Genomic DNA, 13249 nt, shown 5'->3' with positions numbered 1-13249 from the left:
ATCATGACGTTGTTGCCGCGACACGCCGGGCCTGAGGGCAACAACTTCATGATCAACCGACGGGGACCGACCGACGGGACCGGCCCGGGCGGGTGGGTGGGCGTCAGGTCAGGCGGGACTCGATCGCGTCGAGGGCGGCGGGCACGGAGTCGACCACGGTGAGCAGGTCGAGGCCGGCCGGCTTGAGGAAGTGCTGGTCGGCGAGGACGGTCAGCCAGTCCATCAGCGGCCGGTAGAACCCGTCGGCGTCCACGAGGACCATCGGCTTGGCGTGCAGGGCGAGGGTCGCGGTGGTCCAGACCTCGAAGAGTTCGTCCAACGTGCCCAGCCCGCCGGGCAGGGTCAGGAACGCGTCCGACTTCTCGATCATGAGGGTCTTGCGGCTGGCCATCGAGTCGGTGACGAGCAGCTCGTCCGACTTCAGGTCGGCGACCTCCAGGTCGACCAGCGCCTGCGGGATGACGCCGAGCGTGGGCCCACCGGCGGCCCGCGCGCCGTCGGCGAGCGCGCCCATCATGCCGACGCAGCCGCCGCCGCTCACCACCGTGTGACCGCGCCGGGCGATCTCCGCGCCCGTGGCGGTCGCCAGGTCCAGGAAGCGGCGGTCGAGCGTACGGGAGGACGCGCAGAAGACGCAGATGGCGGCCACGCTCAGCCCTCCCCCGCCTCGTCCGGGTCGGTCCGTCCGGCCTTCCGCTGGTCCGCCACCGCGTGCTGGGCCGCGGCGCTGCGCTGGTCGGCCGCCGTCCGGGCCACCGCCTCGTCGCGCACGGCCTCCTGCTCCGCGGAGAGCGCGGCCTCGGCCTCGACGATGTGGCGTACGGCGGCGTTGACGTCGTCGGTGAGGCAGATCAGGTCCAGGTCCACCGGCCCGATCTTGCCGCCCGCGGCCATCGTGTCGCGGAGCCAGTCCATGAGCCCGCGCCAGTACTCGGTGCCCATGAGCACGACGGGGAACCGGGTGACCTTGCCGGTCTGCACCAGCGTCAGCGCCTCGAACAGCTCGTCCATGGTGCCGAACCCGCCGGGCAGCACGACGAACGCCTGGGCGTACTTGACGAACATGGTCTTGCGCGCGAAGAAGTAGCGGAAGTCGATGGCGAGGTCGACCCAGTCGTTGATGCCCTGCTCGAAGGGGAGTTCGATGCCGAGCCCGACGGAGAGCCCGCCGGCCTCGCTGGCGCCCCGGTTGGCGGCCTCCATGACGCCCGGACCCCCGCCGGTGATCACGGCGTAGCCGGCCCGGGCCAGGGCGGCGCCCAGCTCCTGGGCCATCCGGCACTCGACGCTGTCCGGTCCGCTGCGGGCGGAGCCGAAGACGCTGACCGCCGGGGGGAGGTCGGCGAGGGTGTCGAAGCCCTCCACGAACTCGGAGAGGATCCGCAGCGCCCGCCAGGCGTCCCTGGTCTTCCAGTCGTCGCGCCCACGGGAGTCGAGCAGACGCTGGTCGGCCGTGCTGGTGGGGATCGCCTGGCGGCGCAGGGTGACCGCGCCCCGGTGCCGCTCCCGCCCGGGCGCCCGGCCCGCCTCACGTCCGTTGCTCTGACTCATGCAAGCAACCGTAGTGGAGCCGCATCGGCCGGGTGCGCGGGGCGCGAACGCGACGAGAAAGTTCGCGATCTTGGGCAACGAAATCTGTCGCCCGTACGTCTTACTATTCACATACCGGGTATGCCCCGGCGCGCGCCTTCGGGGGAGGAGCCAGCGTGATCAGCAACAGCGAGATGATCCGGATCCGGCGTCAGATGCAGCGGCGCATCCGCGACGTGGTGGCCGAGCGCCGCCGCGCCCGCCAGATGGAGCCGGCCGGCGGCGAGATGTCCGGCGACGGCGCCGACGTCCGGCCGCCCGTCGACCCGTCCCTCACCGCCCAGCTCTGACCGTCCCGGCCGCACCCGGCCGTCGTCGATCATGAGGTTCGCGTACCGGGGGCCGACGCGAACCTCATGATCGTGCGTACGGGTCTCAGTGGGCGGCCAGCCACCGGTGCAGGGTGGCGGCGCCGTCCCGGATCTTGCTGATCTCGACGTGCTCGTCCGGGTGGTGCGCGAGGTTGGGATCCCCCGGGCCGAAGTTCAGCGCCGGGATCCCCAGCGCCGCGAACCGGGCCACGTCCGTCCAGCCGAGCTTCCCGATCGGCGCCGCGCCGACCGCCGCCAGGAACTCCTTCGCCGGGGCGGCCTCGAGCCCGGGCAGCGCGCCCGCCGCCACGTCGGTCACGGCAAGGTCGAATCCCTCGAACACCTCACGCAGGTGCGCCTCCGCCTCGGCCGGCGTACGGTCCGGGGCGAACCGGTAGTTGACCTCGATGTCGCACCGGTCGGGCACCACGTTGCCGGCCACCCCGCCGTGGATCCGGACGGCGTTCATGCCCTCGCGGTACTCGCAGCCGTCGATCGTCACCCGCCGCGCCTCGTACGCCTGGAGCCGGCGGAGCACCTCGCCGGCGGCGTGGATGGCGTTCACCCCGTGCCAGGAGCGCGCCGAGTGCGCGCGTACCCCGGTGGTGGTGACCATCGCCCGCATGGTCCCCTGGCAGCCGGCCTCGACGATGCCGTACGTCGGCTCCAGCAGCAGCGCGAAGTCCGCCCGGAGCCACTCCGGGTGCGCCTCCCCGACGAGGCGCAGCCCGTTGTACGTCGACTCGATCTCCTCCGCCTCGTAGAAGAAGTACGTGACGTCGTAGCGCGGGTCGGGCAGCGTCACCGCCAGGTGCAGGGCGTACGCCACACCCGACTTCATGTCCGAGGTGCCGCAGCCGTAGATGAGGTCGCCGCGCATCGTGGACGGGAAGTTGTTGTTGAGCGGCACGGTGTCCAGGTGCCCGGCCAGCACCACCCGCTGCGCCCGGCCCAGGTCGGTACGCGCCATCACGGTGTTGCCGTGCCGGTAGGTGGTCAGGTGCGGCACACCCCGCAGGACCTCCTCGACGCAGTCGGCGATCGCCTTCTCGTTGCGGGAGACGGACTCGATGTCGACGAGGGCACGGGTCAGTGCCACCGGATCGGCGAGGACCTCGGGGGTCAGCGGGTTCTCCATGGTTCGCACGGTACCGTCAGAGCCGGTGAGGGCGAGGAGCGAGCGTCCGCCCCGCGAGAAGCGAACGAGAGGTGAAGCAGTGACGTCCGCGCAGTCCGCCTGGGGCATCGGCCTGGCCACCGTGACCGCTGACGACCAGGTGCTCGACACCTGGTACCCGACGGGGAAGCTGGGCCTCGGCGAGCTTCCGCTGGTGCCCGGCGAGGAGAAGGCGGACGTCCTGGATCTGCCGCCGGCGGCCGTCGGCGATCGGGCGCTGCCCGGCCTGCGCGCGGTCGAGGTGGTCACCGTCATCGGCTCGCTGGACGACCCGATCAAGGACGCCCCGGACGCGTACCTCCGGCTGCACCTGCTCTCCCACCGCCTGGTGCGTCCCGGCGAGGTCAACCTGGACGGCATCTTCGGCAAGCTGGCCAACGTCGCCTGGACCTCGGCGGGGCCGTGCCCGCCGGAGCGGGTGGACGAGCTGCGGGTGATCGAGCGGGCCGCGGGCCGGCACCTCGCCGTGTACGGGGTCGACAAGTTCCCCCGGATGACCGACTACGTGGTCCCGTCCGGGGTGCGGATCGCCGACGCCGACCGGGTCCGGCTCGGCGCGCATCTGGCCCCCGGCACGACGGTGATGCACGAGGGCTTCGTGAACTTCAACGCCGGCACGCTCGGCACCTCGATGGTCGAGGGGCGGATCGTGCAGGGTGTCGTGGTCGGCGACGGGTCCGACATCGGCGGCGGCGCCTCGATCATGGGGACGCTCTCCGGTGGCGGCACCGAGAAGGTGCGCATCGGCGAGCGCAGCCTCGTCGGCGCGAACGCCGGTGTGGGCATCTCGCTCGGCGACGACTGCGTCGTCGAGGCCGGCTGCTACATCACGGCCGCTTCGAAGATCACCCTGCCGGACGGCCGGGTCGTGAAGGCCCGTGAGCTGTCCGGTGTGAACGGGCTCCTGTTCTGGCGCAACTCGGTGACCGGCGCGCTGGAGGCCCGGCCGCGGACGGGCCGGGGCATCGAGCTGAACGCCGCGCTGCACGCCAACGACTGAGTGGCCCCTCCGGGCCCGCGACCAGCGGACCCGGAGGAGCACACCCGCTCAGCGCAGCCGGTACGCCTGGATGACGTGCTGGCTCACCGTGTTGCCGGCGGTGTCGCGGGCGGTGGCCCGCAGCGAGGCGTACCCGGGACCGGCCGGGTGCCGGACCGTGGCCGTCCAGCCGCCGCCGGTCCGGTGGGTCCGCGCCCGCTGCCAGGTCGCCCCGCCGTCGTACGAGACCTCCACCGTGAGCGCCGCGACCCGCGCACCCGGCGCACCCGGTTGCCGCTGCACCGTGACCGGGATCGCGAAGCTCCGCCCGGCCGGCGCGGTGTTCGCCGCGTCGAGCGGGGGCGCGAAGCGGACCGCCATGGCGGGCAGCGCCGCGAAGCCGTCGCCGGGCACGTGCCGGGACCGGAAGGTCCAGGACACGCCGACCTCGGTGCTCAGGTCGGTGAAGCTCCGCCTCGTCGTGGTCTCCAGCCGGTAGCCGGCGGCGGCCGGCGGCACCTCGAACTGGCCGAAGCCCGGGTCGGCGCTCTCCCCCACCAGCTTCCCGTCGCGGTAGAGGGCGGTCCGGGCACTGTCCGGAAGCGAGCCTCCGGCGTGCCCGTTCGCGTCGCTGTGCAGCGGCACGTCCACGAGGATCAGGTCACCCTGGCGGGTGATGCCCTGCCCCGGCCAGCGCGGCGCCGGGAAGGACGGCCCGTACGGGGCCGTGTTCCAGGTCTCCCGCAGGTGCTGGCCGGGCCGGTAGGTCCGCGGGTCGCTGGCGAGGACGGCCCTGGGCTCGAGCCACCCCTCCTCGGCCCGTACGCCGAAGGTCAGTTCCGAGTTCCAGCGCACGCCGCGGGCGCTGTAGTGCTCGACCCGCTGGCCCGGCACCGCCGTCGGCAGCACGACGGCCCAGCCGCCGACGCCCGCCACCTCGGGAAAGACGGCCCGCTCCGCCTCCATGCCGGCGTAGCCGCCGCGGAACCGGTGGGTGACGGTCGTCAGGTCGCGTGCCCGGTAGTGCCGTTCGAACCCGGTCGGCAGCCGGCCGGGGAACCCCTCGCTGAGCGCGTACAGGTACGGGCTGCTGGCCGCCTCACCGTCCGCCCACTGGCTGCCCAGCGTGCCGACGAAGCGGTCGGCGTCGCCGTCCGGCCCGAACTGGGCCGTCCGGAGCCCGGTGAAGTCGAAGCCGAGCAGCCCGAAGCCGTACGAGTTGCCGTTCTCCGCGAGGACGGTCGCCCCGATGTCGACGAGCTGCGGCGTGGCCTCCCGGTCGGGCACCGTCATCCGTACGGGCTTGGCCGTCCGTCCGTCGACGGTGACCTCCGTGTCCCGGTCGACGGTCAGCTCGGGACGGGCCGTCAGCGCCACCCGCGCGTCCTCGCCCTCGCCGCTGAACAGGAGGCTGACGAGGCTGTACCGTCCCTTCGGCACGCGCGCCCGCACGGTGCCGTCCGGGTCGTACAGGTCGATGCTGGTGCTGTCGGCCTGGTCGACGAGGGTGGTGGCGTGGTCGGCGGCGGGGGCGCCCGTGTCGTCCAGGTGCCGGACGGTCAGCGTGTAGCTCTCCACCTCCCGGTGCACGGCGAACGGGGTGACCGCCACCGTGTCGCCGGACCGGGCGACGATCCGCCCGGTGTGGTGCCCGTCCGTGGCGCCGACGCGCGTGTCGGCCGTGACGGTGGCGGTCGCCGTGCCGCCGGCCGGCACGGTGACCCGGCTCGTGCTCAGCGTGAACATCCCCGCCGGCGCGGCGGCGCCGTCCGGGCCGGTGGCCTCGACGGTGAGGTCCAGGGTGAGCGGGGCGGGGCCGTCGTTGCGCCAGGTCACCTGCCGGCTGACCGGGGTGTCGTCGTCGTGCGGCCAGTACGCCCGCCCGAACGAGACGCTCGCCGGGTCGCTGGTCACGGTCTGGCCGATCGCCCGGGCCACGTCGACCCGGCCGGCGCCCTGCGCGTACGCGCTCAGCCCCGGGTGGGGCCTCGCCGACGCCATGAGGGTCGCCTTGAGCTGCCCGGCCGTCCACGCGGAGTGCTGCTGGGCGAGGAGCGCCACGGCGCCGGTGACGTGCGGCGCGGCCATCGACGTGCCGGAGAGCGAGACGTACCCCTCGCCCGCCGGGTCGCCGATGACACCGTCCGCGGCGCGCGCCGCGACGATCTCCACGCCCGGCGCCGTGAGGTCCGGCTTCACCGCGTCGTCGCCGACGCGCGGGCCGCGGCTGGAGAAGTCGGCGAGTTCGTCCTCGCGGTCGACCGCGCCGACGGAGAGTGCGGCGTCCGCGGTGCCGGGCGAGCCGACCGGGGCGAAGTCCCCGTCGTTGCCGGCGGACACCACGAACAGCGCGCCCGTCTCCGCCGTGAGGCGCGCCACCGCTTCCTCGAGCGGGTCGGTCTCGGGCGTGTCCGGGCCGGTGAGGCTCATGTTCACGACGTCGGCGCGCTGCTCGACGGCGGCCCACTGCATGCCGGCGAGGATGGCCGAATCGGTGCAGAAGCTGGTCTCGCAGACCTTGCCGGCGAGCAGCGTCGCGTCGGGCGCGACGCCACGGTAGCGGCCGCCGGAGGCGGCACCGCTGCCCGCGATGATCGAGGCGACGTGGGTGCCGTGCCCCACGAGGTCGCCCGGTGCCGGGTCCTCGGTGAAGTTGCGCGCCTCGGCCACCCGGCCGGCCAGGTCGGGGTGCCCGGTGTCGACGCCGGTGTCCAGCACGGCGACGCGGACGCCCCGGCCGGTGAAGCCGGCCTCGTGGGCGGCGGGCGCGCCGATCTGCGGCACGCTGTGGTCGAGCGTGACCTGCCGCCGGCCGTCGAGCCAGACGCGGTCGACATCCCCCGCCATGTCGACCCGTCCGTTGGCCCGACCGGTGACCGCCGCCCAGACCTCGCCGGCCCGGGCCTTGTCGGCCGAGGCGGCGACCCCGCCGATGGCGGGCAGGTCGCGGGTCACCGTGACGCCCGCCGGGGCGGCGGTGCGCCGCTCGGCTCCCGCCCGGGTGCGCAGCAGGACGGGCAGGTCGTCGCGCCGGGCGTCGTCGTAGCCGGCCGCGACGAGCCCGGTGACGTCGAACAGCCTCCGGTCGACCCGGCCGGCCGCGATCAGCGGCAGCGCGTCGTGCGGGACGACCGAGAGGTGTCCGCGGTCGCGGCGGGTGAGGAAGCGGACGTGTTCGCGTCCGGCTGCGGGCCGGACGCTGACGCCGCCGGACGCGGTGACGGTCACCCGGTCGCCGGTCAGCAGGGTGACGGTGGTCGGCCGGTCGGCCGTGGGGGCCGCCGGCGCGGTGGCGGGGTCGGTCGCCACCGTGGGGGGTGCGGCGACGGCGACGGCCGGCGCGGCGAGCACGAGGGCGAGTGTGAGAGCGGTTCCGGTCAACTTCCTGATTCGGTGCAACGGATCCTCCTCGTGGAGCGTCGTAACCGATGGAGACATTGACGAACGTCAGCATCGCATACCCGGTATGCACGGACGAGTCGGAAAGTTGACGGAGTTCCCTGCGGGCACCACCGCCCGGCCGGGATGATCGGCCGGTGACGTCCATGAAGGAACGCATGCTCGCCGGCGAGGCGTACCGGCCCGACGACCCCGAGATCGCCGCCGACATGGCCCGCGCCGCCCAGCTGATGGAGCGCTTCAACACCAGCCCCGCCGACGACCCGCGGGCCCGCCTCGCCGCCCTGCGGGACCTGCTCGGCGAGGTCGGCGAGGACACCTGGGTACGCCCACCCTTCTACTGCGACTACGGCTGGCAGATCCGCGTCGGACCACGCTGCTTCGTCAACTACCATGCCGTCTTCCTGGACGTCGCACCGATCACCCTGGGCGCCGACGTCCAGGTGGGACCGAACGTGCAACTGCTCACGCCCACGCACCCCGTGGAACCCGAGGCGCGGCGGGCGAAGTGGGAGTCCGCCAAGCCCATCACGATCGGCGACAACGTCTGGCTCGGCGGCGGCGCCATCGTGCTCGGCGGGGTGAGCGTCGGGGCGAACACGGTCGTGGGGGCGGGCGCCGTGGTGACCCGCGACCTACCCCCGAACGTCGTCGCGCTCGGCAACCCCGCGCGGCCGACGCGGACCCTCGACTAAACGCGATCAAGCCTCTCACCTGCGCTAACAGCTCATCCGGCCACTTGCGGCCCGGCCCACCACCCGGCACTGTGGGTAGTGACGTCTTCACCAGGAGGCGGGATGAGCGGTCGGGTCCTCGAGCTTCGTGTCCACGGGGTGTCCAACACGCCTCCGGCGCAGACCCTCGGCATGCAGCCCGGGCCCGGCGGGGACCCGCCCCAGCCGCGACGGGTCGCCGGCGGCACGGTCACCGGCTTCTACCGCGCCCCCGGCACCGCGGCCGACGACCCGCTCGTCGTCGAGGCGTACAGCTGGGGGCAGCTGACCTCCGGGGCGCGGACCGCGCGGGACGTGGAGCGGGCCCTGTGGACGCTGCTGCTGCCGTTCACGCTCGCCAACGTCGCGTTGCACGCCCGGCCCGGCATCCCGCCCGACCCCGACCAGGAGCGGTGGTTCAGCCGCTCCGGCCTCACGGCCTGGCTCATCCGGCTCTTCTGCCTGAGCCTCACCTGCTCCGTCGTCCTCACGCTGACCGGGATCGGCGTCGACCTCATCGGCTGGCAGTGCGTCGACGACGACTGCCTCGGCCGGATCCCCGGACCGTGGGAGTTCCTCGGCCACGGCTGGTGGAGCGAGGGCGCCCGCGCGCTCGCCGTCGGCCTGCTCGTCCCGCTGAGCCTGCTCGCGCTGCTCGGGCTCGTCTCCTGGCGCACCTACCAGTACGAGGCCGAGATGCCCGCCGGACCCGGCACCGGCCTCTTCCCGCGCCGGACCGTCGCGGTGCCCGCGGACGCGAGGCCCCTCGTCGACCAGCCCCCGCAGGAGCCGCCGCCGGAGCCCGAGCCGCCGGAGCCGGACCCGACGAATCCCCTGGAGGACCGCACCTTCTGGTGCGGCGAGGGTCAACTGCGCCGCGCCGCGGTGCTGCACCTGTGCACCGGCGCGGTCGTCGCCACCGCGGCGCCGCTGGGGATGGTGCTCGCCATGGACCCGCCCCGGGGCCTCCGTGCCCTGGTCGCCTGGCCGGCCGTCGCGGCGGGCAGCGCCGTCCTGGTCATCACCGTCGTCGCGCTCGGCCGGCCGTACCTCACCCGGCGTACGGGCCCCAGCCCGCTCGGACGCTGGAGCGCGGCCGTCGCCGCCCTCACGGCTCTCACCGTGGCCGGCAGCGTCACGGTGCTGCTGCTGCCGGACGGGCCGGCCGGCGTACCGCTGGCCGACCTGCGACCGCCCGGCGGCTGCACGCGCGACCCCGCCGTGGCCGGCTGTCACGCCGACCGCTCCCTGCCCGGGTACGACTGGATCGTCGCCTGGCTCGGCACCGGCCAACTGCTGTTGCTCATCGCCATCGGCGCGGTGGCCCGGTCCGGACGCCGGGCGCTCGTGCCGCCGGTGGCCGCCGGGCTGCTGCTGGCCCACGGCGTGTCCTGGATCGACGGCTGGCTGCCGCTGGCGCCGCCGGCACCGGAGGCGCTCGCGGTGTGGATGCTCGCCGTGCCGGCCGTCGGGCTCGCCGCCGTCGGGCTCGTGCTCCCCCGCACCCGCGCCGCCGCCTGCGTGCAGCCGCTGGCACCGCACACCGACGTCGCGTGGGGCGGGCGGGGGCCGGCCGTCATCGCGGGCCTCGGCTGGCTCCTCTGCGTCGCCAACTGCGCCGGCCTGCTCTACTGGGTGACCGACCGGCTCAACAACGGGGGCACCCCGAACGGCCGCTCCACGATCACCCCGCCGATCCCGGTGATGTGGACCGGCCTCGCGTTCGCCGTCGTGCTCCTCGCACTCGCCGCCACCCTCGTCCGGGCCGGCCTGCTCTTCCAAGGGCTACGCCGCCGGGCGTACGCCGAACTGGTCCTGCCCGGGCACCGCCTGTCCCTGCACGACCTGCGCCGGTGCCGGGACGTCAGCACCTTCCGGGCCCTGCACCGGCTGGTCGGCGAGCACGCCATCCGGCTGGTCGGGTGCTTCACCGTGGTGGCGGCCGTGCTGGCCGCCCTCGGCAGCGCGGCGGCGCTGTCGCGTACCCGCCCGCACCCCGTGGACGCCACCGACGGCGCGGCGGTGGTCAAGGTCGTCGCCAGCGTCGGCGACTCCATGCTCGGGTGGCTGCCGGTGCTGGTCGCCGCGATCGGCGCGCTCGTCTACCGCAACGAGGCCGTGCGGCGCACCGTCGGCGTGATCTGGGACGTCGGCACGTTCTGGCCACGGGCCGCCCACCCGCTCGCCCCGCCGAGCTACGCCGAGCGGGCCGTGCCCGAGTTGCAGACCCGGATCGCCGGGCTGCTCGCGCTGACCGAGCACGACCCGCGCCGGATGGACGGCATCATCCTGTCCGGGCACAGCCAGGGCACGGTGATCTGCACGGCCGTGATCCTCCAACTGCCGGCCCGCTGGCGGTGGCGGCTCTGGTTCTTCTCGTACGGCTGCCAGCTGACCCGCCTGTACGGGCGCGTCTTCCCGGCGTACTTCGGACCGGACCGGCTGCCCACCCTCACCGCGGCGCTCACCACACCGCCCGGCTGGACCGGCTGGACGAACTTCTGGCGGGACACCGACCCGCTCGGCTGGCCGGTCAACGCGGGTCAGCACGACGTGGCCGTACGCGACCCCGAGGCGCTGCACCCCCAGGGCGGCGAGGTGGCCGACCCGCCGATCCGCAACCACAGCGCCTATCCGGAGGCGCCGGAGTTCCAGCACGAGCGGGCGCACGTCGCCCGGCTGCTGCGGCGCGGGGTGCCGCTACCGCGCCGGGGCTTCGGCTAGCCGGACCACCAGGTCCGCCCGGTCGGCGGTGCCCGACACCAGCGCGGCGTTGCGTTCGTCGCTGCCCAGCGCCCAGGCCCGCGCCTGGGCCGGTGACCGCCCGTACGCCACGTGCCGGGCCGTGAGCCGGCGCAGCCGCAGCTCCGCGTCCAGGTCGAGGAACCAGGCCTCGTGCAGCAGGGACCGCACCTCGTCCCACGGCGGCGTCGGCAGCAGCAGGTAGTTGCCCTCGGTCACCACGAGGCGCACCTCGGGCGGCACCTCGATGGCGCCGGCGATCGGCTCCTCCAGGTCCCGGCGGAACAGCGGCGCGTAGACCGGGGTCGGTTCGAGCAGGTGCAGCCGGCGCAGCAGCGACACGTACCCGTTGGCGTCGAACGTGTCGACCGCCCCCTTGCGGTCGGCGCGGCCCAGCCGCTCCAGTTCGGACTGGGCGAGGTGGAAGCCGTCCATCGGCACCAGCCGCGCCGCCGGCCCGACCTCGGCGACGATCCGCTCGGCCAGGGTCGACTTGCCGGCACCGGGCGCGCCGGCGATGCCGAGCAACTGTCGCGGGCCGGCCTCGGCCAGGGCGCGCGCCCGGTCCACCAGCTCCGCGACGGGAAGCACCCGCGGCGCCGCCATCAGCCGAGAACCGGCGTGCTGATGGCGAAGCGCGCCTGCACGGCGGCCTGCACGGTCTGCTGCTGCGGATCCAGGTCCAGCTCCGGCGGGCCGTCGCCCGCCCCGGGGCCGGCGGCGTACGCCATCCGGGCCATCATCGGCCGCTCCACACCCGCGTCGGCCAGCTCGACGAGCGCCGTCACCCGGGCGCCGAGCGCCTCGGCGTACTCCCGGGCCCGGGCGAGGGCGTCGGCGATGGCGGCGTGCCGGACCTCCCGGTGGACGGGGCTGTCGGGGCGCAGCGACCACCACGGCCCGGCCACCTCGACCTGGTCCTGGTCGGCCAGCCGGAGCATCAGCTCGCCGAGGGCCGTGAAGTCGGTGACCGCCACCGTGGTCGTGACGCTGCCGTGCCAGGCGACCACCCGCTCGCTGCTGCGTGCCGTCTCGGGCCGCACCCGCAGGTCGCCGGTCTCGCGGCGGTCGATCGCCGGGCCCTCCGCGTCGAGCAGCACCCGGACGGCGGCGGCCCGCTCGGCCAGCCGGGTGAGGGTGGCCTCCCGGTCCCGGTCGCGCGCCGTGGCGGTGACCGTGAACCGGGCCAGCTCCGGAGGCACCTCCCGGTACGCCTCGCCGCGTACGGTCACCACCGGCGCGTCCACCATGCCCTCACCCTAGTCGCGGCCGCGCCCGCGCGCCCGGCCCTGCCCCGAGCCGGTGGTCAGCCCTCGGCGGGCGGGCGGCACCCGGCGTACGTCACGACGTCCGCGCCGGCGCGGCACCCGGTCAGGTGGCCGCCGGCGGCGCCCAGGTCGCGCAGGTACGCCACCTCGGCCGCGTGGTCGCCGTCCGTCGGGAACGCCCGCCGGTGCTCGTGGAACACCCGGTCGGGCAGCGCGTGGCGCAGCTCCCGCGCCCGCCGGTACCGCGCGACGAGCGCGTCCAGGTCGCCCCGGTCGAGGGCGGCGGTCAGCTCATCGAGGGCGGCCCGCACCCGCTCCACCTGGCGGAGCACCTCGTCCCGGTTCTGGAAGAGCATGTCGGCCGTCCGTTGGGCCGGGGTGCCGGCCACCCGGGTGCCGTCCCGGAAGCTCCCGGCGGCCAGGCCGAGCACGGCGTCGCGCAGCGGCGAGTCGGCCACCGCCCCCGCGAGGCTCCCCGCGAGCACGTGGGGAAGGTGGGACGACAGGGCGACCACCGAGTCGTGCACCGCCGGGTCCATCGGGACCACCCGAGCCGCGAAGACGTCCACGAGGAGGCCGACCAGCGTCCGGAAGGCCACGATCCCCTCGGACGCGGGGCAGAGCACCCACGCCGCACCGTCGAACAGCGTCGGCACGGCGGCCGTCAGGCCGGACCGCTCGGTGCCCGCCATCGGGTGACCGGGCACGAACCGGCCCGTCAGGCCGTGCTCGGCCGCGAAGCCGGCGATCCCGGCCTTCGTGCTGCCGACGTCGGTGACGACGCAGCGGTCACCGGTGTGCGCGGCGACGGTCAGCAGGGTCTCCGGCAGGCTCGGCAGCGGCCCGGCGAGGAACACCACGTCCCGGTCGCCGACCGCCTCGGCGAGGTCGTCGGGTACGCGTACGCCGCGCGCGCGGCCCTCGGCCCGCGTCGCCGGGTCCGGGTCCCAGCCGGTCACGTCCGGGTACGCCTCGTGCAGGCGGAGCAGGATCGAACCGCCGATGAGCCCCGTGCCCACGACGGCGACCCTCGGCCGCCCACCGGGTCTGTCCACCATCCACCCACCTCG

General features: G+C 74.9%; 11 protein-coding genes. 4 read left to right on the top strand and 7 right to left on the bottom strand.

Annotated features, from left to right (window positions below):
* Positions 1-103 precede the first annotated feature (103 nt).
* Together OG994_RS29790 and OG994_RS29785 are read right to left on the bottom strand one after the other, a co-directional pair.
* Positions 104-649, bottom strand: coding sequence for an LOG family protein (locus tag OG994_RS29790; protein ID WP_120328999.1), 546 nt, complete (start codon positions 647-649; stop codon positions 104-106).
* Positions 650-651: 2 nt separating this feature from the next.
* Positions 652-1551 carry an LOG family protein gene (locus OG994_RS29785; protein WP_328851656.1) on the bottom strand — a complete coding sequence of 300 codons (900 nt, stop codon included), beginning with the start codon at positions 1549-1551 and terminating at the stop codon, positions 652-654.
* A gap of 155 nt (positions 1552-1706) precedes the next feature.
* On the opposite strand from OG994_RS29785, the gene OG994_RS29780 reads away from it, so the two are divergent.
* Complete coding sequence (locus OG994_RS29780) at positions 1707-1880, top strand: hypothetical protein (RefSeq protein WP_192902154.1); 174 nt, start codon at positions 1707-1709, stop codon at positions 1878-1880.
* Positions 1881-1965: 85 nt separating this feature from the next.
* On the opposite strand, the gene dapE is transcribed toward OG994_RS29780, so the two are convergent.
* Positions 1966-3039, bottom strand: coding sequence for a succinyl-diaminopimelate desuccinylase (gene dapE / locus OG994_RS29775; RefSeq protein ID WP_120328997.1), 1074 nt, complete (start codon positions 3037-3039; stop codon positions 1966-1968).
* A 79-nt stretch (positions 3040-3118) separates the two neighbouring features.
* Between dapE and dapD the strand changes: the two genes are divergently transcribed.
* Positions 3119-4078 (top strand): 2,3,4,5-tetrahydropyridine-2,6-dicarboxylate N-succinyltransferase, encoded by a 960-nt coding sequence (gene dapD, locus OG994_RS29770; protein WP_120328996.1) that lies wholly within the window; start codon positions 3119-3121, stop codon positions 4076-4078.
* 48 nt (positions 4079-4126) lie between these two features.
* Here dapD and OG994_RS29765 read toward each other — a convergent pair whose 3' ends face one another.
* On the bottom strand, positions 4127-7438 hold the full coding sequence (locus OG994_RS29765) for a S8 family serine peptidase (protein ID WP_328851655.1): 3312 nt from the start codon (positions 7436-7438) through the stop codon (positions 4127-4129).
* A gap of 155 nt (positions 7439-7593) precedes the next feature.
* Here OG994_RS29765 and OG994_RS29760 point away from each other — a divergent pair, with 155 nt between their 5' ends.
* Together OG994_RS29760 and OG994_RS29755 are read left to right on the top strand one after the other, a co-directional pair.
* Positions 7594-8151 carry a sugar O-acetyltransferase gene (locus OG994_RS29760; RefSeq protein WP_120328994.1) on the top strand — a complete coding sequence of 186 codons (558 nt, stop codon included), beginning with the start codon at positions 7594-7596 and terminating at the stop codon, positions 8149-8151.
* A gap of 102 nt (positions 8152-8253) precedes the next feature.
* Positions 8254-10893, top strand: coding sequence for a hypothetical protein (locus OG994_RS29755; protein ID WP_328851654.1), 2640 nt, complete (start codon positions 8254-8256; stop codon positions 10891-10893).
* Here OG994_RS29755 and OG994_RS29750 read toward each other — a convergent pair.
* The 3 genes from OG994_RS29750 to OG994_RS29740 are packed head-to-tail and all read right to left on the bottom strand — an operon-like array spanning position 10870 to position 13237.
* Positions 10870-11517, bottom strand: coding sequence for a nucleoside/nucleotide kinase family protein (locus OG994_RS29750; protein ID WP_328851653.1), 648 nt, complete (start codon positions 11515-11517; stop codon positions 10870-10872). The two genes, OG994_RS29755 and OG994_RS29750, sit on opposite strands and share 24 nt — an antisense overlap.
* Complete coding sequence (locus OG994_RS29745; RefSeq protein WP_120328991.1) at positions 11517-12161, bottom strand: SIMPL domain-containing protein; 645 nt, start codon at positions 12159-12161, stop codon at positions 11517-11519. Before OG994_RS29745 ends, OG994_RS29750 begins: the two co-directional genes overlap by 1 nt.
* A gap of 56 nt (positions 12162-12217) precedes the next feature.
* A complete protein-coding gene (locus OG994_RS29740) occupies positions 12218-13237 on the bottom strand; it encodes a prephenate dehydrogenase (protein WP_328851652.1) in 1020 nt (339 codons plus the stop codon).
* Positions 13238-13249: the final 12 nt, after the last annotated feature.

This window comes from Micromonospora globbae, from assembly GCF_036184225.1.
GTDB classification, from domain to species: Bacteria; Actinomycetota; Actinomycetes; order Mycobacteriales; family Micromonosporaceae; genus Micromonospora; species Micromonospora globbae.
This window is presented reverse-complemented; position numbering and strand designations above follow the sequence as displayed.

Bases quoted from the DNA above. Each gene is read 5' to 3' on its own strand.
- OG994_RS29785 (WP_328851656.1), bottom strand. From the start codon at position 1,551: ATGAGTCAGAGCAACGGACGTGAGGCGGGCCGGGCGCCCGGGCGGGAG.
- dapE (WP_120328997.1), bottom strand. From the start codon at position 3,039: ATGGAGAACCCGCTGACCCCCGAGGTCCTCGCCGATCCGGTGGCACTG.
- OG994_RS29755 (WP_328851654.1), top strand. From the start codon at position 8,254: ATGAGCGGTCGGGTCCTCGAGCTTCGTGTCCACGGGGTGTCCAACACG.
- OG994_RS29750 (WP_328851653.1), bottom strand. From the start codon at position 11,517: ATGGCGGCGCCGCGGGTGCTTCCCGTCGCGGAGCTGGTGGACCGGGCG.
- OG994_RS29745 (WP_120328991.1), bottom strand. From the start codon at position 12,161: ATGGTGGACGCGCCGGTGGTGACCGTACGCGGCGAGGCGTACCGGGAG.
- OG994_RS29740 (WP_328851652.1), bottom strand. From the start codon at position 13,237: ATGGTGGACAGACCCGGTGGGCGGCCGAGGGTCGCCGTCGTGGGCACG.